The sequence below is a fragment of the Acinetobacter sp. UBA6571 genome (assembly GCF_002434085.1).
Classification (GTDB): Bacteria; Pseudomonadota; Gammaproteobacteria; order Pseudomonadales; family Moraxellaceae; genus Acinetobacter; species Acinetobacter radioresistens.
Genome location: NZ_DJJJ01000035.1, coordinates 155770 through 177461, shown reverse-complemented (window position 1 = coordinate 177461; position 21692 = coordinate 155770). Strand labels below are relative to the sequence as shown.

At 43.0% G+C, this 21692-nt stretch carries 22 protein-coding genes; 11 read left to right on the top strand and 11 right to left on the bottom strand.

Annotated elements, in window-relative coordinates:
- Positions 1 to 130: 130 nt before the first annotated feature.
- From B3X18_RS07140 to B3X18_RS07130, 3 genes are all read right to left on the bottom strand, one after another.
- On the bottom strand, positions 131 to 1084 hold the full coding sequence (locus B3X18_RS07140; RefSeq protein WP_034669880.1) for a 2-hydroxyacid dehydrogenase: 954 nt from the start codon (positions 1082 to 1084) through the stop codon (positions 131 to 133).
- Positions 1085 to 1180: 96 nt separating this feature from the next.
- Positions 1181 to 1399 carry a hypothetical protein gene (locus B3X18_RS07135; RefSeq protein ID WP_005018228.1) on the bottom strand — a complete coding sequence of 73 codons (219 nt, stop codon included), beginning with the start codon at positions 1397 to 1399 and terminating at the stop codon, positions 1181 to 1183.
- Positions 1400 to 1600: 201 nt separating this feature from the next.
- Positions 1601 to 2869, bottom strand: coding sequence for a hypothetical protein (locus B3X18_RS07130; protein WP_005404601.1), 1269 nt, complete (start codon positions 2867 to 2869; stop codon positions 1601 to 1603).
- 125 nt (positions 2870 to 2994) lie between these two features.
- Here B3X18_RS07130 and B3X18_RS07125 point away from each other — a divergent pair, with 125 nt between their 5' ends.
- Together B3X18_RS07125 and B3X18_RS07120 are read left to right on the top strand one after the other, a co-directional pair.
- Positions 2995 to 3777: a class I SAM-dependent methyltransferase gene (locus tag B3X18_RS07125; protein ID WP_034669874.1), complete on the top strand. Its 783-nt coding sequence runs from the start codon at positions 2995 to 2997 to the stop codon at positions 3775 to 3777.
- Between the two features lie 34 nt (positions 3778 to 3811).
- A complete protein-coding gene (locus tag B3X18_RS07120; protein ID WP_034669872.1) occupies positions 3812 to 4393 on the top strand; it encodes a hypothetical protein in 582 nt (193 codons plus the stop codon).
- A 139-nt stretch (positions 4394 to 4532) separates the two neighbouring features.
- Here B3X18_RS07120 and B3X18_RS07115 read toward each other — a convergent pair whose 3' ends face one another.
- Complete coding sequence (locus B3X18_RS07115; protein WP_005018223.1) at positions 4533 to 5093, bottom strand: hypothetical protein; 561 nt, start codon at positions 5091 to 5093, stop codon at positions 4533 to 4535.
- A gap of 143 nt (positions 5094 to 5236) precedes the next feature.
- Positions 5237 to 5707, bottom strand: a complete 471-nt coding sequence (locus tag B3X18_RS07110; protein ID WP_005018222.1) for a Holliday junction resolvase-like protein — start codon at positions 5705 to 5707, stop codon at positions 5237 to 5239.
- A gap of 123 nt (positions 5708 to 5830) precedes the next feature.
- Between B3X18_RS07110 and B3X18_RS07105 the strand changes: the two genes are divergently transcribed.
- The 3 genes from B3X18_RS07105 to sodC all read left to right on the top strand — a co-directional run bounded on the left by B3X18_RS07105 (position 5831) and on the right by sodC (position 8379).
- Positions 5831 to 6475: a ParA family protein gene (locus B3X18_RS07105; RefSeq protein WP_005018219.1), complete on the top strand. Its 645-nt coding sequence runs from the start codon at positions 5831 to 5833 to the stop codon at positions 6473 to 6475.
- 127 nt (positions 6476 to 6602) lie between these two features.
- Entirely contained in the window at positions 6603 to 7721 is a 1119-nt protein-coding gene (locus B3X18_RS07100; RefSeq protein ID WP_034680007.1) for an AI-2E family transporter, read from the top strand.
- A gap of 109 nt (positions 7722 to 7830) precedes the next feature.
- The gene (gene sodC, locus B3X18_RS07095) at positions 7831 to 8379 is read left to right on the top strand and encodes a superoxide dismutase family protein (RefSeq protein WP_034669868.1); all 549 of its coding nucleotides are present in this window, start codon (positions 7831 to 7833) and stop codon (positions 8377 to 8379) included.
- Between the two features lie 72 nt (positions 8380 to 8451).
- On the opposite strand, the gene B3X18_RS07090 is transcribed toward sodC, so the two are convergent.
- The 3 genes from B3X18_RS07090 to B3X18_RS07080 form a co-directional block, all read right to left on the bottom strand.
- The gene (locus B3X18_RS07090; RefSeq protein WP_034669866.1) at positions 8452 to 9681 is read right to left on the bottom strand and encodes an MFS transporter; all 1230 of its coding nucleotides are present in this window, start codon (positions 9679 to 9681) and stop codon (positions 8452 to 8454) included.
- 408 nt (positions 9682 to 10089) lie between these two features.
- Positions 10090 to 10455, bottom strand: a complete 366-nt coding sequence (locus B3X18_RS07085) for a hypothetical protein (RefSeq protein ID WP_005018209.1) — start codon at positions 10453 to 10455, stop codon at positions 10090 to 10092.
- A 78-nt stretch (positions 10456 to 10533) separates the two neighbouring features.
- A complete protein-coding gene (locus B3X18_RS07080; RefSeq protein ID WP_017400873.1) occupies positions 10534 to 11943 on the bottom strand; it encodes an FAD-binding oxidoreductase in 1410 nt (469 codons plus the stop codon).
- A gap of 400 nt (positions 11944 to 12343) precedes the next feature.
- Between B3X18_RS07080 and serA the strand changes: the two genes are divergently transcribed.
- The 3 genes from serA (at position 12344) to B3X18_RS07065 (ending at position 15567) form a co-directional block, all read left to right on the top strand.
- Positions 12344 to 13576, top strand: coding sequence for a phosphoglycerate dehydrogenase (gene serA / locus B3X18_RS07075; RefSeq protein ID WP_034682898.1), 1233 nt, complete (start codon positions 12344 to 12346; stop codon positions 13574 to 13576).
- Between the two features lie 108 nt (positions 13577 to 13684).
- On the top strand, positions 13685 to 14590 hold the full coding sequence (locus B3X18_RS07070; RefSeq protein WP_034688088.1) for an EamA family transporter: 906 nt from the start codon (positions 13685 to 13687) through the stop codon (positions 14588 to 14590).
- Between the two features lie 95 nt (positions 14591 to 14685).
- Entirely contained in the window at positions 14686 to 15567 is an 882-nt protein-coding gene (locus tag B3X18_RS07065; RefSeq protein ID WP_034688091.1) for an EamA family transporter, read from the top strand.
- A gap of 47 nt (positions 15568 to 15614) precedes the next feature.
- Here B3X18_RS07065 and B3X18_RS07060 read toward each other — a convergent pair whose 3' ends face one another.
- The 3 genes from B3X18_RS07060 to truB form a co-directional block, all read right to left on the bottom strand.
- On the bottom strand, positions 15615 to 16070 hold the full coding sequence (locus B3X18_RS07060) for a hemerythrin domain-containing protein (RefSeq protein ID WP_005018199.1): 456 nt from the start codon (positions 16068 to 16070) through the stop codon (positions 15615 to 15617).
- Between the two features lie 192 nt (positions 16071 to 16262).
- On the bottom strand, positions 16263 to 17039 hold the full coding sequence (locus B3X18_RS07055) for a sulfite exporter TauE/SafE family protein (RefSeq protein ID WP_034688093.1): 777 nt from the start codon (positions 17037 to 17039) through the stop codon (positions 16263 to 16265).
- 37 nt (positions 17040 to 17076) lie between these two features.
- Positions 17077 to 17982, bottom strand: coding sequence for a tRNA pseudouridine(55) synthase TruB (gene truB / locus B3X18_RS07050; RefSeq protein ID WP_034688095.1), 906 nt, complete (start codon positions 17980 to 17982; stop codon positions 17077 to 17079).
- Between the two features lie 149 nt (positions 17983 to 18131).
- Here truB and B3X18_RS07045 point away from each other — a divergent pair, with 149 nt between their 5' ends.
- From B3X18_RS07045 to B3X18_RS07035, 3 genes are all read left to right on the top strand, one after another.
- Entirely contained in the window at positions 18132 to 19160 is a 1029-nt protein-coding gene (locus B3X18_RS07045) for a lipase secretion chaperone (RefSeq protein WP_286935221.1), read from the top strand.
- 433 nt (positions 19161 to 19593) lie between these two features.
- Positions 19594 to 20580 carry an esterase/lipase family protein gene (locus tag B3X18_RS07040; RefSeq protein WP_286935219.1) on the top strand — a complete coding sequence of 329 codons (987 nt, stop codon included), beginning with the start codon at positions 19594 to 19596 and terminating at the stop codon, positions 20578 to 20580.
- Positions 20581 to 20681: 101 nt separating this feature from the next.
- Complete coding sequence (locus B3X18_RS07035) at positions 20682 to 21653, top strand: esterase/lipase family protein (RefSeq protein WP_286935217.1); 972 nt, start codon at positions 20682 to 20684, stop codon at positions 21651 to 21653.
- Positions 21654 to 21692 lie beyond the last annotated feature (39 nt).

The window sequence follows — 21692 nt, the reverse complement described above, 5'->3', positions numbered from 1 at the left end:
AATATATTGAGCTAACACTTTTCTTTAAATGCTTAACAGGCTTACACAATATTTGAGCAAAAATATTAAAAGAAATTAGCAGTATGCAGCGCCCATACTTTGGAATGAGCTGGCTGGTTAAAACTCTTTACTAATTGACCTGCCGGATAGGCTGGCCTCGTTTAAAGGCTTCAGTATTTTCAGCAAGCTGCTCTAGCATACGCTGTCGCGCCTGAACACTTCCCCAAGCAGAATGCGGTGTAATAATCAAATTTGGAATATCCTCATTCAGTAAAATATTGCCCTGTTTAGGTGGCTCAACGGTGAGTACATCGCTGGCAGCTCCGGCGATTTCACCATTTTTTAAGGCTTGGACCAATGCTGTCTCATTCACCAGTCCACCACGTGCACAGTTAATGAGAAAGGCGGTAGGTTTCATCTGTTGCAGCTCTGCTGCTCCAATCAGGTTTTGGGTCTGTTCGGTCAAAGGACAATGCAGACTCAGAAAATCAACTTGCGGCAGCAGCTCCTTTAATGGAATCCGATCAGTTCCCCCCGGACGACACGGTAAAGAGGCAATCTTGACCTGCATGCCAAATGCCTCTGCCAGCCGGGCTACAGCCTGTCCAAGTTCGCCATACCCTACAATTCCTAAAGTCTTTCCAGCCAGTTCAACAATCGGGAAGTCGAGCAAACAGAACTGCTCGGCCTTGTTCCATGCACCGGTCCGTACCGCACGGTCATATTTTAAAAAGGAGGTTGCCAGACTCAGCATAAGCAATAAGGTATGCTGAGCAACAGCCGGTGTGCCATAGCCCTGACAGTTACAGACCACGATGTTATGCTCACGGGCCGCACTCAGATCTACATTATTGGTGCCGGTAGCAGAAATCAGAATCAGTTTTAACTTGGGAAGCTGACGAATCAGTTCGGCATTTACTCTGACTTTATTGGTAATAATGACATCGGCATTCTGTACACGCTCCAGAATTTCATCTGGTGCAGTAACTGCATGTAAAATCAGCTGGTCAAACTGCTGTTGAAGACGACTGATCTCCAGATCATTTTGGTTCAGTGAATTAAAGTCTAGAAATACGGCTTTCATTGGATTCATCTCCTGCGACTCTACTCCATTTAAACAGCTCGTCCATGTTTATTCCAGAGCAGTGCAAGAGATGATCCTTAGCCTACAATTTTAGTGTTAAATTTCAGGTGCCAGAAATTTGCGTTTTTTAATCACTGGTTTGTGCTGATGGCTTTTATAAAATTGCCAGGCCTCTTTTAAGACATATAGCGCGAAAGTCAGCACTACCATGACTCCCAGACCAAAAACCAGATGCGGTGTATGTACTGCACCCGCATGAGCGAAGCCAGGGAATAAAAATATTAAGCTAAACAGCAAAGATGGATAAACATTCACATCTACACTCCTTATCTTTTTTCTTTAAATTTAGGTATTTACAAAAAACCTATTACTGAATCCCGACTATAGCCCACATACAGAATAAAGCAAGTTTGTAAGATCAGGTAACTTTCCTATTTAAATTCCAGCTATTTACAGAACCAAAAAAGCCGGGCTAAACCATGAAGGCTTAGACCGGCTAACAGATTAATCTGGCCTTTAGACCACCACAAATTTCTCTGTATTTTGAACGTGTTCTACAGAAAAATGGCAATTGCCATATTCATCACAGCTCAGGTTCAGGTTTTTATAACTGAGTACATAAAAATCCGGATATTTTTTTAGAACAATCGGACTCATGTCTGGAGAAAGTGCATCTTGCTCTTTTACCAGCCGCATAATACGGCGGTCATTCATTACCACCATATAGCGCTCATTGTTCAGATCAACACTGAGCAGACCAGTTTCTTTCGCCTGTAGAGAGATCAGATACTTGTTATTGAGACTAATCGCATCCTGACTATAGCTTTCCAGTTTCTGGGTAATCAGATTAAATACCAGATAGGCCTGATGGCAGTCCTGCAACAGGCTGCGCTGCTCCTGATCATGGGGCATGTTGACTTTAATACCCAGCTTCAACAGATCCTGCTCATTTACCTGCTTGTTGGTCAGCAAGGTTCGGGTAATCAGTTGCTTTAATTGAGCATCCAGATATTGCCCATCGAGCTGGAATTCACCATTTTTCAGGATTTTTCCAAGTTTGGCACTGTGTTTTGGCAGGAACTTGGCAATAACATTACGGTAATAGAATTTACTGTTCTTTTTAACCTCACGCACCTGTTTATAAAAATATTGCTGGTCCCATTCATGTGAAATAAAGTCATTTAGCAGGGTCGAGCTGGCCAGTACAGCCAAGGCATCATGGCCGGTAAACGGTAGATGAATAGTATACAGTTGCGGAATTAGGGGCTGAATCTTTGAATAATGTTCATGATCAGCTTCAAAATACGGGTCATAAACCAGAATATATTCACTATCTGGCGCAATATCAGAGCGTTCAATCCGCATATTGGCATTCAGGTCAGCATCAAAGAACTCGCTATAACGGCGGTCATTGACTTCATCTGGATTAATGGAGTATTGCGGAACAAAAGCAATGACCCGGTTCATGCCAAGCAAGCGAGAATATTTTATCGCAGCATAACCACCCATTGAGCCGCCATATCCAGCTACATAGTCGAACTGCGCTAAAATAGGCTGTATCTGTTCCAGCATGGCCTGCATACTGGCTGCCGGAAACCATGATTTCCGCTTGGGCATGACCCCAATAACGTTGTAGTCATATTTAGAAAGAGATTTCTCGGCATTAATTGACATACCATTAGCTTTGGTAATTAAATCACCAAAGGAAAAAATCAGTTCACGAGAATGTCCTTTTAGAAAAATTACCCGGATATCGTCGTCTTCAAAAACTATCTGCTTGTCCATTCGCCTATGAGGCACCGTAGCGCCTACACTTCTCCTATAAAAATGAAAACAATAAGGCCTTTGCCTGAGCCAATTTGCTCAGTATCTTATTTTATCGAGGTCACTCAAATTAAAAAGCGCAAAATATGACACATTCAATACATCCTGCCGCACAAAAAGGCTTTAGTCAGGCTGCCCGACTTTATCAGGAGGTACGGCCCAGCTATCCTAAACAGGTAATTGATTGGCTAAGGAATGACCTGAATTTAAGTCAATCGTCGTATGTCGTCGATCTGGGCGCAGGTACAGGCAAATTTTTACCATATTTACAGGCTTTAACTTCTCATATTACTGCGGTTGAACCTGTTGCAGAAATGCTCGCAGAACTGGAAAAACATTATCCGGGTGTTGTCGCATTACCGGGCACCGCACAGCATTTACCTTTAGGGAATGAGAGTCAGGATGCCGTACTTTGTGCACAATCTTTTCATTGGTTTTCTGATATTCAGAGCCTGAATGAAATTTATGAGGTGCTTAAACCGGCAGGTTATCTGGGACTGGTCTGGAACCAGCGTGATATTGAAGTTGAATGGGTGCATGCCTTAGCTGAGCTGATTGCGCCATTTGAAGGAACTACTCCACGCTATCATAGTGGTCACTGGAAAGAAGTTTTTGATAACCAGTTTCTGTTTCAGCTGGAAAAGGTCAAGGTTTTATCACAAGTACAAAAAGGTACGGTAGAACAGGTGGTATCTAAACGTTTACTGTCGACCAGCTTTATTGCAGCCATGTCAGAGTCTCAACAGCGGGCCCTAAAACAGCAGTTTGAAGAAACCGTCCGGCACTATACTAACAAGCAACCTCAGGATGAAATTGAATTTCCATATGTAACTTATGCTTATAGCTTTAAAAAAGTCAGTTATAAATAACTGAAAAAATCATGTTTAAAATGAGGGAGTAAATATGAATAAAACAGCCCGTCTCGCTTTACCTCTGATGTTCTGTTCAGGCCTCTTATTGGGCGGCTGCCAAAAGGAAAACCCGGAAACTGGTGATCTTTCGCAGCAACAGCAGGAAGATGCAGAAGTCATGAAACAGCTGGAAATGCCTCCAGTTAAACTATTTCCGGCTACTCCGAATGATGCTCACGATATTCAGCTACTGGAAGACTATGAAAGCCGTTTTTTAGCTATGAGTGACGAACTGGAGGAAGAACTTGGTAAAATGCGTCAGGAAGGCTCGCTCACTGAAGAATTTGAGCAGCAGCGCAAACGCGAGCATATACAGTCAGCACGTAATATGTTGCGTGAACTGGACTTAAAAACTGAGCAGGGTCGCTATATTCAGGGATTACATGCAGAATACTGGGATAATCAGGCCAAATTACTTGAACAGCAACCTGAACAGAAAGGTAATAACAATCAGGTACAGGGCTTAGGCGATTATTTACATGGGCAAGAGCAATTGAAGCACTGGAAAAACCAGCAGCAAACTGCTAGCAAACAATCACAGCCACCATTTTCTGAACCTGCAAAACAGCAGTAAAAGGCAGAGCTAAAATATATAATTCTTGGTAATTATACCTCTGAAACCCGAAAACATATACCCGGCTGCATTATTCTGAAGTCGGGTATATGTTGCCTGGATTAAACTTCCTTTATTTAATTTCGTAATAACTTTAAATTTAACTTCTGACTTTCTCGATCCATTGAATCGAGTTTACCCGAAATAATTCACAAGCCCCTTCTCCCAAATCAGTTGGAGTAAGTGATGAGGTCCAGACCAAATCTTTATCCTTCACTTCAACCAACTCGCCATGTAAACGGACCAGATCACCCCGTTTCACTTTCTTAATTTCCTGGGCAATTTTAGGATTGGCTGGAATAATATGCATATTTGATACCATTTGCATGGCCTGTTTCGGTGGTACTGGAAGCTTGTCTATTTTCCAGTTCAGGAAACGGTCATACTGATTCACACTGATACGCCGGGCAATTTCCGGCTCGGCAAACATTCCCCAACTGACTGCATAATCAATTGGGGAAAATTTGGCTTGTTCATCATGAGTATAAATTTTTGAACCTAATATACGGAAATCACCAGCGAAAGGTTTAAGTACTGCAATAGACTGATCTTTTACAGCAGGTGCCAATCCTTTAGCAATATTATATTCAGCAGAGGTCGATGCACTGGCCTGTCCTACCCATAAGCCCAGTAATACACTACATATTAAGCGTTTTGACATCAATTTCCCCCTGTAATCAGCGTGTTTCTTAACTCTATATTAGAAGAAGAAAATATGAAAAGAGTATCAAATTTTAGTAACAATCAGCATGGTTTAGGTTTGATTTTGTCTTGACTCTATTTATTTAAACGCGGGTCTAAGCGCTATACCTCATCAAAATCAATACGCACGGTCTCAAAACGTACCCGCCCGTCACGGATTGCCTGAGCAATTGCCTGCTGGCCTTTGGTTAAGCGTGCATTTCCACTTTTAATATCAATCAGCACTACTTGAATTTCATCTGCTCGGCCTTCGCCATCACGAAAGTCGGTATAGCCATCAAATACCACATAATCCACCGGGTCCCCTAAAAATTTGGCATCGCTCGGCAAATACTGGAACTCAGGCAGGATTGGAGCCAGCTGTTCGGCCATTTTGCCCTTAAGGACTGCACGGCTAGTGTTTACACTGCGCTTTTGTGCATGAGTCAGTGCCTTCTGGTGTTCACGTTCTAGCTCGGCAATATACTGTTCATATTCTGCCTTGATCCGTCCATTACGTGTATTTGACAAAATGAAAGTGGCAAGTACCACACCGATGCAGGCACCAATCAGCATGGCCATCCAGATTGACATATATATTCCTCATATTTCATGTGCATAGTAATGTATAGAGTCCTACAACTTTTGTCATGTGTCACATTTCTCACATAAAAAGCTGCTAAGCTAGGGTAGAGATAGATCATTGTACTAAAGTGAATGAAAACAATATTGATTGCTAACCAGAAAGGGGGCTGTGGAAAAACCATTGCAGCAATCACTTTAGCCACGGCACTCTCCCAAAAAGGTTATCGGGTCGGGCTGGCAGATGCAGATCACCAGAAGTCAGCCTTACAATGGTTAAAGCTACGACCTGAAACAGCCACGCCAATTATTGCTCTAGACTGGCGAAAAGAAAAACAGATCGGTGAAGCTCCCGCAGACCTGGACTATTTAATTATTGATGCACCCGGCGCATTACGTGGAGAACATGCTGAACAGCTGATCCGTGAAAGCCAGCATATTATTGTTCCGCTTCAACCTTCTTTTTTTGATATTGACAGTACCCGGCGTTTTTTAAAACATCTCCAAGAGATCAGGCGGATACAAAAAGGCAAGGTAAAAATTCTATTGCTGGCAAACCGGATCAAGTCACCAAAAAGTAATCAGCAGGATATGCAGAGCTTTTTTCAAAAAGTTGGACAGGAACCCGTAGCCTGGATTGTAGAACGTTCAGCTTATGCCCAACAGGCCATGCAGGGGTTGGCTATATTTGATAAATATCAGAAAAATCTGCTGGTTTTACAAGCTCAGTGGCAACCGGTTCTGGATAGTATTATTGAAGATCCAACCGAGTGGTTCTGATTTTTGAGCTGCTATCCGCTCTTTTTATATCGTGTAATTTATTCACGGACCTAAACCCGGCATTCATTTCCCCGGTGAGTATTTTCGGTTAATATGATTAATCGGCTATCAAAGATCAGAGAAATCAGTGCAACAATATGCTCCAACCCTACAGCGGGTTTTGTTATTTGGACTGTTTTTTATATTGGTATTTTTGGGCTTCCATGTGCTCAAATACTTTATTGTACCGGTCCTTTGGGCAGCAATTATCGCCTATATGACCTGGCCACTTTATCTGTCTATCCAGCGGATGTGCGGGCAGCGTTCAAGTATCAGTGCGTCTGTCATGATTGTTCTGATTATTCTGGTCATTGGTATTCCCCTGACCTTTGCTATTTTCATTTTGCAGCATGAAGGCCGTAACCTGTATTACGAGCTGCAACGCCAGATTTTTTCCGGACATGTTTCTGTACCTGATTTTATCCGCGAGTTACCTATCATTGGTAAAGAAGTTACCCGGACCTTAAAAGAGCTAAATACTGATCCGCAGTCCATTACCCAGAATGTAGCTGCCTGGATCCAAGGTCATTTAGGTTATGGCCGTTTCGTCCTGAATGAAATTAGCAAAAATATTATTAAACTCTGTTTTGCGATCATGTCTTTATTCTTTTTTTACCGTGACGGACAGACTATTCTAAGACAGGTCAGTACAGCCATGGAAAAAGTGATTGGGCCACGTATCCATCATTATATGGACACTATTTCAGAAACTACCCGTGCCGTAGTTTATGGTGTAGGTCTAACTGCAATTGCTCAGGCAATCTTGGCTGGCTTAAGTTATGTAGTGGCCGGGGTGCCTAATCCAATGGTCCTGACTATTGCAACTTTCTTGCTGGCATTAATTCCATTTGGTACACCGGTCGCCTATGGCTCGGTTGCTCTCTGGCTATTTTCACAGGGGCAGACGGTAGAAGCCATTGGTGTATTTGCATGGGGTGTCTGTATTGTCAGTACATCAGATAATGTTATTCGGCCACTGGTAATCTCTGGTGCGACTCAAATCCCTTTCCTGCTTATCATGTTTGGGGTTCTAGGTGGAGTCGCCAGTTTTGGCTTGGTTGGTCTATTCATTGGTCCGGTAATCTTAGCCGTAATACTGGCAATCTGGCGTGAATGGCTGCATGAAACCACTGAACCCGAACCTGTGCCGGATGCTTCTTTGGCCTATGAAATTTTAAATGATGAAGAGCCGCGGAAATCACCGTAAATGATTAAAGTTAATAAACTTATACAAGACCATACTTAATGCTGATTGTGTATTGAACAGTGCTTTGCTTGAATTGGACTGCACAATAATCACAATCAGGATGCACTGTATGTTTTCCTCCCTATTTAAAGTTAGCGCGCTTTGTGCACTGACTGCGGCGGTATCGGTAGGTTGTACTACCATGGATCATCACAATTCAGCCAAACAGCAGACCGTTACTGTGCATGCTGTTTCACCTGAAGGTGTGGGTAGTAAAATCGGTACAGTTACCTTCCATGACAGTCCTCAGGGGCTTATAGTCATGACCAACCTGTCTAGTCTGCCTTCAGGTCAGCATGGCTTCCATATCCATGAACGTGGCTCATGCGAACCAGCAATGAAAGACGGAAAAATGACTGCCGCCCAAGCTGCTGGCGGACATTTTAACCCCACAGGTACAGGTCATGGTACTCCAACCACTGGTCATCTGGGGGACCTGCCCGCTCTTACGGTAGATTCCAACGGGAAAGCTAACCAGACCTTGCTAGCACCGCGTCTGACCCTGAGCCAGATCCAGGGACTTTCGGTGATGGTACATGCAGGTGGTGATAACTATTCAGATCATCCTAAACCGCTTGGTGGTGGTGGTGAGCGTATTGCCTGTGGTGTAATTAAATAGAATATAGCTCCTATAAAAAATATGGACATCTCAACAGATGTCCATATTTTTTATTGCCTACTTAATGGGTATTTAATTCAGATCCTGCTGCTGACGCTGCTGCATTACTTTATTTAAAAGCATCCGTGGAAATGTAAACCAGAGCGCAATCAGTACAAGACATGCCAGACTGTATCCCAATAAATGAAACTGCTCGTAAAGCATACGAACCAGCTCAATAATAATGAAAAAACTGAACATCAATAGCATTGATACTGCGGCTGCAACTGTTCCCTTAGAAACCTGCGATGACATCAGGGCAAACCGGTAAAGGACAGAAAAGCTGAGTCCCTCTCCAAAGCTGATCAAGGTCATTCCAATGATCAGACTCCACAAAAAATATGCTGGCCAGATCACGCCCAGAAGCAGGATAAAAGTACCGAATAGCATAATAGGCAGGCCTATAATTACTGTTTTTCCTAATGCCAGCTTGTCGATCACTTTAATCAGTACAATATTGCCCAGGATCAGACCGCCAAGTACCGGAAACTGTGCCATGCCATATTGCAGACTGCTGAGTCCAAGTTCTTCGACCAGCATGACTGGAGAGAGTGCAATCCATAACATCAGCGGCATGCTGACCATCGGTAAAGCGAGTGTTAAGCCTAAAAAATGCTTATCCTGATAAACCTTTTTGAAATCATAAAGAATATAGCTGATCGGCTGTTTAGGAATACTCTGCTTATACTCCGGCATTTTAGCTTTCAGACCAAACCAGCTTAAAAATGCCAGCAGGGCAATACCGATAAAACCCCAGTGCCAAGAAACATGGTCAATTAAAAAAGCACCTAAAATAGGGCCAAGCAAAGGTGCCAGCAAGGAGATATTGGCCATGAGTGCCATGACCTTAATCGCGTCACGCTCTTCAAAAGTTTCCTGAATAGCAGCATAGCCTACTGCGGTAATTACCGTCAGGCCAATGCCCTGTAAAAAACGCAGGGCCAGGAAAGTTTCAATACGTTGCGTCAATAAAATCAGCAGGCAGCACACTACAAAGAATAATACTCCAGAGAGTAGAACTTTTTTGCGGCCAAGACGGTCTGAAAGTGGCCCTAAAAGCCATGCAACACAGGCGCCACCCAATAGATAAAATGACATTGAAGAAGGTGCCCAGCTACTGCTGACTCCGAAGTCTCTAGTAATAGCAAGCATTGCCGGCTGGACCAGATCATTGCCGATATAAACTGAAAATTCGAACAGGACCAAAGCCAATGGGAACATGAGCGTAGCGCGGCTCAATGTGGTGGTTTGAATATTTTGCATTGTTATCTACATATCTTTATCGGCTTGTAAGGCTGAGTATCATTTTTAGGGAGATAAACGTCAGCCCAATGACAAGCACTGAGTATTTAAAAATTAAGTTTTAGAAAATGCGCTTGAGAGCAGCGACTTAGAACACTGTATTCACAAAGTGTCTAGCAAGATAAAAATAATGATGTGAGATTTTATGACTTCACCAAGTACACCCACTTGGTCAAGTCAGTATAGTCTAACAGAGAATAATCTTAAATACTGTGAATTTTACAGTCGTAGAATTTATGTGTAGCAGTCTTCTTTTAAGAAAAAGAAATAATTATATTTTTTACAGTGATCCACCCATTACAGAAAATAAGGCTATATTGAGCAGATCCACTTTTAGCCGAATTATCCCTATACATCAGTTATATATTTTCAGGGACACTGAGCAGCCTGAAAAGACTTGGTATTTTTACCACGCATGCACTGGTATGAGCGTTGGGTATTTACCAGTTTCCAGTTATTTTCAATATGTTTGAAACTATAAATAGTGCGAACTGAACGGACCGAATCATCTTTTAAGCCGGTTTCAGTAACCTTTACCTGAGCTGCTGTCGGACGCTCAATATTATTAAAAAACTGGCGTATTTCTACTGTAGCAAGATCTTTGAGCAGCTCGGGACGCTCCTGTAAAACTTGCTGTATAGGTGTATCAGACTTAAAGTTCATGAGCTTGCTGGTTGTAGCGCAGCCACTCATCACGCCCAGTAACAGCGAAGATAAAATAAAAACTCTTAACATTGCATGTTCCCCTTCAGCAAAAAAAGCGTAGCCATTGTGCTACGCTTTTTTTGTTTACACTATTAAAGCTATGTAGTCTTAAAGATCAAACAGTTTGCCCGGATTCATAATACCATTCGGATCAAATACTTTTTTAAGGGCCTTCATATATTCAATCTCTTCAGCAGAACGGCTATAGTCGAGATAAGGCTTTTTGGTCATTCCAACCCCATGCTCGGCAGAAATTGAACCATCATATTTTTTTACGGTCTCAAATACATACTTGTTAACGACTTGGCATTTAGCAAAGAACTCGTCTTTACTCAGATTTTCAGGTTTTAAAATATTCAGGTGCAGATTGCCATCGCCAATATGCCCAAACCAGCAGATTTCAAAATCTGGATAATTGGCCTGAACAATTGCATCAATTTCCTTAATAAACGCCGGTACATGCGTGATCAATACTGAAATATCATTTTTATAGGGAGTAAATGGGGCAATTGACTCGGAAATATCTTCACGCAGACGCCATAGATTTTGTGCCTGGTCCAGAGTCTGACTCATCACACCATCAAGTACCCAGCCGTGCTCCATGCAATGTTCAAAGATTTCCATTGCCTTATCCATGATTGGCTCATAAGGTGCTTCAAACTCAAGCAGAACATAAAATGGGCACTGGCTTTCAAATGGACGCTGTACACGACCATGGGCTAGCACTTTCTGCATTGCCAGTTCACCAAAGAACTCAAATGCTGTCAGATCGATCTTGCTCTGGAACGCATGCAGAATAGGCATGATCGCATCAAAATCTGGCACACCCAGTACCATGACCTGTAAGTCTTGTGGCTGACGTTCCAGCTTGATTTCAGCTTCAGTTACCAGCCCCAGTGTACCTTCTCCACCAATAAACAGATGTTGCAAGGCATACCCGGTTGCATTTTTAATCATACCTTTGTTCAGGCGTAAAATATCACCTTTACCAGTTACTACAGTCAGGCCCAACACCCAGTTACGAGTCATGCCATATTTAATAACCTTAATACCGCCTGCATTGGTACCGATATTGCCGCCAATTTGAGATGAACCTGAAGAAGCAAAATCAACCGGATAGTACATCCCCTGTTCTTCTGCATAAGACTGCAACTGCTCGGTTACAATACCCGCCTGTACCCGTACCATCCGGTCTGCCGGAAAAAATTCCAGTACCTGGTTCATTTTATCCAAGCTCACCACGATTTCACCATTGGCTGCTACTGCTCCAGCAGAGAGCCCGGTACGCCCCCCTGAAGGGGTAATCGCAATATTAAACTGATTGGCCAGCTTGACGACTTGCTGAACCTGCTCTGTACTGGATGGAAAAACGATGACTGACGGGTTAGGTTCAAAATGCTTGGTATAGTCCCTGCCCCAGGCATCCAGACTGGCAGCATCGGTTTTAATACGGTTTTCCCCAACAATTGCAGAAAGTTGGGTCAATAATTCAGGTGCTAAAGTAACTGGAGCATTCATCGTTTTGCGGACCTAGCAAGAAATAGATTAGAAGTGCGGCACTATAGAAGCTTCATTTTCAATAAAATTTAAAGAACAACAATCTGATCATGAAATAGAAGCACTGCTTTGGACAAGATGAAAAAACCGTGAAATTTTTTCATTCCGGTATTAAAAGCGCTTACATTTTACCCCTAAGTCAGGCCGGGATAAAGCATGCTAAAAATATACTGTCACAACACCATTTATATAAGTACAGCAGGTTTTCAGGTTATGTTTGGCATGCTGGCGTTTTATAAAACCAGCCTAGCGACCATAAAGCAGGAAAATATCCACTGAGGCAGTCATAAAGCAAATGTCTATAGGGCGACCAATATGTTATCATACTGCCACTAAATTTGGCCTTTGTAGCGGAGCGGTAATGAGCCAACACCTTTCACTTCCTAAAGATAAAATTCGTTTCTTGTTGCTAGAAGGCGTTCACCAAAACGCGATCGACACTTTAAATGCTGCAGGTTATACCAACATTGACTATCGCAAGACTGCGCTTGAAGGCGAAGCGCTCAAGGAAGCGATCAGAGATGCCCACTTCATCGGTATACGTTCTCGCACGCAGTTGACCGAAGAGATTTTCCAAGCAGCCAACAAGCTTATCGCGGTTGGCTGTTTTTGTATCGGTACCAACCAGGTTGACCTAAAAGCAGCAATGGAACGTGGTATTCCGGTATTTAATGCACCTTATTCAAATACCCGTTCTGTAGCAGAGCTGGTACTGGCAGAAACCATTCTGCTGCTTCGTGGTGTGCCTGAGAAATCTGCTTCCTGTCATCGTGGTGGCTGGAATAAATCTGCCAACGGTTCATTTGAAACACGTGGCAAAACTTTAGGTATTGTGGGTTACGGCTCAATTGGTTCACAGCTGTCTGTCTTGGCTGAAAGCCTGGGCATGCAAGTTATTTATTATGATGTAGTAACTAAACTGCCTATGGGTAATGCCCGTCAGATAGGCTCTTTAGATGAGTTGCTTGCAACTGCTGATGTAGTGTCTCTACATGTGCCAGACGTTCCATCTACCCGTAATTTCTTTACAAAAGAACAGTTTGCAAAAATGAAGCCGGGTTCAATCTTCTTAAATGCAGCACGCGGTACCTGTGTAGTGATTGAAGATCTGGCCGATGCTATTAAATCTGGCCATATTGCTGGCGCTGCTGTGGATGTATTCCCGAAAGAGCCAAAAGCAAATGGGGAAGAGTTCGTCTCTCCACTGCGTGGTCTTGATAATGTAATCCTAACACCACATGTTGGTGGCTCTACCATGGAAGCACAAGCAAATATCGGTTTGGAAGTAGCTGAAAAATTTGTGGCCTATTCTGATAAAGGTATGACACTTTCTGCAGTTAATTTCCCAGAAATTGCCTTACCGCTGACCGAAGGCAAACACCGTCTGCTACACATTCACAAAAACGTGCCTGGTGTACTGTCAAAAATCAATACTTTGTTTGCCGAGCATAATATTAATATCTCAGGCCAGTCATTAATGACTAAAGGTGACGTAGGTTATCTGGTGATGGATGTAGATGCTTCTGCATCTCAAGAAGCACTCGATACTCTGCATCAAGTAGAAGGCACAATCCGCGTTCGTGTACTGTTCTGATCCGTACAAATACTGACAAAGCCACAACCGTGAGGTTGTGGCTTTTTCTTTGTGCCACTCCTATAGTGAACTTAGTATTATCCTTTTGATTATTCCAGTCTTTTCTTCATGCTTAATATAAAACAAGCACCGCATTTACAAGCTCTGTTGATTCTTATACTGGCGATGCTTTCAGTACAGGGTAGCGGATCATTTGCCAAAGTACTGATCAGTGAGTTTCCGGTCATTACTGTGGCAGCACTGCGTTTAATGTTTAGTGCACTCATTCTCGCTGCAGTGTTTCAAATCTGGAAAATTAATCTCAGGAATATCCGCTGGAAAGCCATCTTGAGTTATGGACTGGCACTAGCTGGCATGAACTTGCTGTTTTATTTATCTATAGCCCGGTTACCATTAGGAATTGCAGTCGCTTTTGAGTTTATTGGCCCTTTGAGTGTAGCTCTGTTTTTTGCCCGTCAGCGCTATGATTTTATCTGGATCGGCCTTGCGGTATTAGGCCTTTTGTTACTTCTACCCTTAGATGAAACGCAGCAGTCACTTGATCTGTTAGGTGTAGCTTATGCATTAGGAGCCGGCGCCTGTTGGGCTGTCTATATTATTGCAGGGCAAAAACCTTCGGGTATTTCAGGGAATCATACGGTCTGCCTAGGCATGATGGTCGGTACATGCTGTTTGCTTCCAGCCGCTTTATTGTTTACACCCGCCACTCTTAGCGCATTTGAATTACCTCATATAGGTTCTTTTATTGTCCTTGCCATACTGGCCAGTGCCTTGCCTTTTTCTCTAGAAATGATTGCACTACGTAATCTGACTGCACTTAGCTTTGGTACTTTAATGAGTCTGGAACCTGCGATTGCTGCATTTTCAGGTTTTTTATTTCTGGATGAACAGCTGCTCTGGAGCCAGTGGCTCGCATTAGCAACTATTATTGCTGCTTCAATTGGCTGTACAGTAACAACTCAACGCGCGCGCCTGCGCGCCCAAGCTAAAGATTCCTCGGCCTCTTCAAACTAGGTATTTTTTCCCAGCTCTATTTATCCGGGCTTTGGTTATAATAGACGCTATCTCTTTCTTTACGATCTGGGTAAATGCTCTGATCACGCGCGCCTATGTCAAACTCATCTTTGCTTGCTGTGCTATTCATGGTTTTATCCATGATTTCCTATCAGATCAGTGCATCCTTTGCCAAACAGCTTTTTTCAGTTCTGGATCCGCTGACTGTAACTATTTTAAGGCTGTGTTTTGCCGCTGTACTCGTAACTCTCATGTTTCGTTCCTGGCGTATCATTTCAAGATTGCCTTATTTACGGTGGCGTGATCTGCTCTGCTATAGCGCATCACTTGGCCTGATGAATATTCTGTTTTATCTGTCACTAGATAAACTTCCTCAAGGTATTGCAGTTGGGCTGGAGTTTGCAGGCCCGCTAGGCTTGGCTTTATTGTCGGTCAAATACCGTAGCGACTACATCTGGGTATTACTGGCTATTATTGGAATTGTACTGATGGTGCCTTGGGGCAGTGCCAATACCGAGAATTTTTCAGTATTTGGAGCTGCCTGTGCACTGGGGGCCGGCTTCTGCTGGGCAATTTATATTTATTTTGGTCAAAAAGTAGTACAGCAAAATATTGGAATGCATGCATTGACGATTGCCATTATTATCTCAGCACTGGCACTCTTGCCTATCGGATTATATCAGGATGCTCCTGCACTAGTGCAAACCCAGCATTGGGGTAAAGTACTTATGGTTGCCTTATTGGCTACCGCTATACCTTATGCACTGGATCTGCTGGCACTGAAAAGCCTGAGTAAACTTAGCTATGGTACCCTCTCCAGTCTCTCGCCTGCACTGGCTGCGCTGGCTGGCATGGTCCTGTTAAAAGAACAGATTAATACCTGGCAGTGGGTCGCGCTTGGCTGCATTATGCTTGCCTCAGTTGGTGTAACGGTAGGAACCAGCAAACGCTCACGCCAACCGGTCACCGATTTCTAAAAGCCCAATAAACCAAAAAAGATGGCTCTTGCCATCTTTTTCTGATACTACAGCATGGTTTTACTGATTTCCTTATAGTGTTCATATTCGTTCAGATATTGTTTGGCCAATACAGTTTTTTGCTGCTCATCCAGAATTTTGCCAGCCTGCTGAAAAAAACGGTGTTCTTCTTCAGTCAGATGGTGATGAACCGTCTCAGTCAGTTTTTTTGCCAGTGCCAGCCAGCCTGTATTACTCATATCCAGCTCGGTGAGCTCTTCAACCATTTCATCCATTTCATGATGTTCAGCCAAAGCATGGCGAGTAATACCCAGACCGGAATCAGTCATCATTAAGGGAATATAAAAAAAGCGGTCTTCAGCCACTTCATGAGCGAACAGCTCGTTTTTAAGTGCTTGAAATACACTACGGCGCTCTGGAGAGTCTCCATGGGTTTTTAAAAGCTGGTCAGCAAGATCGCGCTGGCGTTCATGACTCTCGCGCAATGCTTCAAATATATTCATACTGCTCCCCTTTCTCTAAAATATTCATTGGCTAAGGTGATGATGCAACCCGTACAAAATATTTCCAGTTGGATATAATTTTATTAAAGTCTTATCTTTAATGTTTGTTTATATTAGCTTTTTTGCAGGCTTCACTTTGTCTTTAAAAAACCGTGTTTTTGTATCAGCTTGTATTCGCTGTGCTTTTTTATTTTACATGAAGCCTGCTGTTACCATCTGATAGGTCAGGCGTATAATCAGGATACTCACCAGAATTAAAAATAAAATCCGGATAAGGCCACTTCCATACTTTAAAGCCAGCCGGACCCCCATTAAAGACCCGAAAATATTGGCCAGTGCCATACCTAAACCAATACCAAACAGAACATGACCGGTTGGAATAAAAAAACTTAAAGCTGCCAGATTGGTCATTAAATTACCAATTTTAGACAGTGCAGAAGCATGTAAAAAATCAACGCTTAAAAACCGGATGAAGAAGAAGATAAAGAAGCTACCCGTACCAGGGCCAAAAATACCATCATAGAATCCGATTAAAATACTGCCGAGTGCCGCCATTAACAAGAAACTGGAGTTAACCGAACGTTCAGTATGCACCTGGCCGAACTGCTTTTTCATGAAAGTATATACCGCCATGATGATCAGCATAAGTAGTACCAGTGGACGTAATACAGAAACCGGAATCATCGATACACAGGCGGCCCCGATAAAACTGCTGACAAATGCACAGCTGGCAATGACCACCAGTAACTTCCAGACAAAACGCACCCGTCTGGCGTAGGAAAATGCAGCTGAAGCAGTACCTGCGATTGACGCCAGCTTGTTAGTCCCGAAAATTGTTGCTGGGGGCAAATGCGGGAAAGTTCCCATCAGTGCTGGAATCTGGATCAGGCCACCGCCTCCAACAGCAGCATCAATCAGGCCAGCACAAAAGGCAAAAAAAACCAGACTGATAATAATTTCGATATCCATATCCAGATCTATCCTTAATGTTTAATATTGCAGTAAATCAGAGATTCAGCACCCTTTTTGGTACCAGCCGTTTCTTATCAGTAATTTCTGCCAGACCCAGACATTTTTCACCGTCAAATACCAGCACTTGGGTCTCTGCTATATGCTCGATATTACTTTCCATACCCCGGCTAAAGTATCCGCTTCGTCCTTCTGGTACCTGTATTTTAGGAAAATGGTCAACCGGTGCATAAACTGGTAATAATAGTGCCTCACGTTCAGCTTCATTCAGACTTTCCAAGTATTCGATGGTATAGCTGGGAATCAGGTCGAAAGGCCCTGTTTTTATACGGTGCAGATAAGTCAGATGGCCATAACTCCCGAGCGCCTGAGCAATATCTTCCCCCAGGACACGAATATAAGTTCCTTTAGAGCAGGTTATATCCAGCGTAATACTCTGCGCCGTAAATAACAGTAATTCAATCGCATAAATACTCACTGGCCGTGCTTCACGTTCAATTTCAATACCTTTACGTGCCAGCTCATATAAGGGACGACCCTCTTTTTTTAAAGCCGAATACATCGGCGGCACCTGTTCGATATTACCCTTAAACTGGGCCAGTACCTGCCGGATTCTCTCTTCGTCCAGTTCGGGTATCTCGGCCTGTAAAAGTATTTCACCTTCGACATCACCAGTAGTCGTACTGTGCCCAAGCTGTATAGTGGTCTGATAACGTTTGGTTGAATCAAGCAGGTAATGCGAAAATTTGGTGGCTTCACCCAGACAAATAGGTAACAGGCCTGAAGCCAAAGGGTCGAGTGCCCCAGTGTGCCCGGCTTTTTCAGCACAATACAGCCAACGTACCTTTTGCAATGCTGCATTTGAACTGATCCCCAGCGGTTTATTCAATAAAAAAACCCCGTTAACCGGGCGGCGCTGAATCTTGGATGAGGATCGTTTCATGAGAAAAATCAGATTAGAGTAAGTGCCGTCATGTTATCAATCTGTTCCCACCTTTTACAACTTTTCTATAGGTTCCAGAAAATTTTATGGCATATTGAACCCGATTCTAAAAATTAAAATAAATAGAACGGCATTACAGGTGCATAGGAATGCAGAAATATAAAATATGGATGGTTTTATCTATTGTTATCATTTGTGTAGCAGGCCTGATTTTCTGGCTTATGCCTCAGGATAAAACTATAAAACAGCCGGTTGGACCAGCAGCGGCTTCCGGGCTGTTACCCCAACAAACCGTACTAACTCAGGCGCAGGTTAAAGCAGGTATTCCCTACCTGAGTCCAAGCCAGAAGGATACTGAAATAAACTGCCAGCTCCGGCTAGATTCTTCTAATCGCCTCATCATTAATGAACAGACCCGTAACTGTTTTGAATATTTTATTACACAATATGGTGAGAAAAATATTGAGCAGATCAAGCACGATTTTAAGTCCTATATTCAGACAGTTCATAAAGAGCCCGCACAATCACAGATTCTGGACCTGTGGAACCGTTATATTGACTACCGTATTGCTCTAGGTGACTTGCAGGCTTCAAGTACCGACAGAGACAGCACACAATACTATCGCGCTATTTTTAACAAGATGAAAAATCTGCGTCAGCAGTTTTTCTCGGCTTATGAAATAGAAGGTCTGTTTGGGACCGAAAATATTTATCATCAATATACACTGGACCGCATGGACATTCTGGATGATAAAAATCTGTCTGAAAGTGAGAAAGCACAGAAACTTAAAGAACTGTTCAAACAGCTTCCACAAGACTGGCAGGATAATCTTGAGCAGCTTAATAAACTCGAAGATTTAAGAAAACTTACCGCAGACATTCAGGCACGCGGTGGTTCAAGTGATGAGATACGCCAGATGCGGTTAAATCTGGTGGGACCAGAGGCAACTCAGCGTCTGGAAAGACTGGACACTGAACGTGACGACTGGAAAAGCCGGGTGAACCAGTATCTGAGCGCACGCGATCATATTAAGACAGGCGGGATGGGCGAGGCAGCGAAAGACCAGGCAATACAGCAGCTGCGCCAGCAATATTTTAATAATGCACAAGAGCAGTTACGGGTTGAAACCTTTGAAACTGTACATGACCAAGGTGGCAAGCTGCCTTTTGCTAACTAAACTAATCTAATGTATGGATTACTCATCTATCAGTATAGCTCAACAACAGTTCTGCTTGATGAACAAGGTAAACAGTGAGTTGAGCAATTTAGTCCAGCATTTTATAAACAGGAAAATTTTTATACGCAACAGGCCAAATACAATGTTCAGGCATAAATATCAGAGTACAAAAATTAACCAAAACCTTTATCCTAAAATTCCAAAAAATGTATATTAATTCAACAGCCATTTAAAGAAGATCAGTAATTACTCGGCACTTTAAATAGTCTGCTTAGTCGCATGAGATAACTGAAAAATAAAAAAACCAGTTCATCAGGGAGGTATATAGCTATATCTAAATTGGACTTTATTATTACATCACATCAGGGAGGAAAAACTAAAACAGGTGTTGTTAAGTCATAAATAAAAAAAGAAACAAAATTAAGGATAGATTATGGATTATATGAGTAAAAAAATAAAAATACTCAGTGCTGCTACGCTATTAGCCAGCATCACGTCCCTGGCCACAATAGCGCATACCAAACCTGCGGTATTACAGGTTCAGGAAAAAGCATTATCAGATTATGCCAAGACCAGATATCCAATTGTGATGACTCATGGCTGGTTAGGCTGGTCTAGAATTGGCAACTCAAGCTTTAATATTGATTACTGGTATCAGATTCTGCCAGATATGGCGCGTAATGGCTCAACTGTATTTGCCGCTCAACTCTCGCCGGCCAACACTACTGAAATACGTGGCGAACAGCTGCTGAGTCAGGTCGAAGATGTATTGGCCATTACTGGCCAGCATAAAGTCAATCTGATTGGTCACTCGCATGGCGGACCTGCGGCACGTTATGTAGCCGCCATCAAACCACAATATGTTGCCTCGGTTACTGGCGTAGGTGGAACATTTCGTGGTTCAAAGGTAGCAGATGATATCCAGAATAATACAGCAACCCGGACCGTATTTAATATTGTCGGTGACTATCTAATCGCGCCTCTGATTTCATTGGCACAGTTGCAGTCTGACTTGCCTATTGATTTTGATGGCTCAATGAAATCCCTTACTGAAACAGGATCGGCCGATTTCAACCGGCGCTTCCCAACCTCTGCCTTGGCCTCTGACTGTAACCGGCAAGGTACTAAAGTAGATCGAGGAATTCATTACTATTCCTGGACCGGTACAGCACAAACAACTAATTTACTGGATATTGACAGCATCCTGATGCAATTAGGACCACTGTCCTATGGCAACAAAGACAATGACGGAATGGTTGCACGCTGTAGCACCCATATTGGCCTTGTGGTTCGGGATAACTACAACCTGAATCATACAGACCTTGCCAATATGATGTTTGGCTTAACAGGCCGCTTTGCTCCTGACCCGGTAGCGCTGTTTCGTCAACATGCCAATCGCTTAAAACTTGAGGGCTTATAAAAGCTGACTGAACAGCACTTTCTCTCTGGTCAGTTACATCATCAGATGGATGACCTATTAAGAATCAAATCAGTATCAAAATAAAAAAATTGAGGATTATTATGAAATACGGACAATTCATTCTTGCTATATTTTTTGCCTCAGTAGCTTTAATAGCAAAAGCGGCAACCAGCGCTGAACAGGCTACGACCAGACTGATCGTTTCAAATTATGCTAAAACTAAATATCCAATCGTATTCAATCATGGTATGGCAGGTTTTATCAGTATTGGTACAGACCAGTTCGGTCTCGACTATTTTTATCAGATTTTGCCAGATCTGGCACGTAATGGAGCAAATACATGGGCAACCCGAGTATCACCTTTAAACTCTACTGAAGTACGGGGAGAGCAGCTTGCGCAGCAGGTCGAAGAAATTCTGGCTCTGACAGGCGCACAAAAGGTGAATTTGGTCGGACACTCTCATGGTGGTCCTACCATCCGTTATGTTGCCGGAGTATTACCTGAACGTGTGGCTTCATTGACAGCAGTCGGGGCACCTAATAAAGGTTCACCGGTAGCTGACCTGATTTTAAAGGCTGAAGGTACAGTCGTAGAGGCACCCCTAGTGGGCGTAGTCAATCTGGTTTCAAAAATGATTACCTGGGCTCAAGGACTTGATCCAAATAGTTATCCACATGATGCCTTGGCAGGTGGCAACAGCTTAAGCCTGACAGGCTCAGCCCAATTTAACAGCAAATTTCCACTTGGTATGCCTACCACGAGCTGTGGTGAAGGTCCGTATCAGCAACAAGGAATCTATTTTTATTCATTTACCGGCGTAGGAGCTATTACCAATGCCCTTGATCCAGACTCGGCATTAAAGGCCACCAGTCTACTGATTGACCAGGGTAAAGATAATGATGGGCTGGTTTCACGCTGTAGCGCCCGTTTTGGTAAAACAATCCGTGATAACTATCACTGGAATCATTTAGATGAAGTGAATCAGGTTTTAGGTTTAAGAGATGTATTTGCACCTGACCCGGTAGATGTTTACCGGCAGCATGCCAATCGCCTAAAACTTCAGGGATTATAATATATTATTAATTATAAAAAATGCGCCAGAAGGCGCATT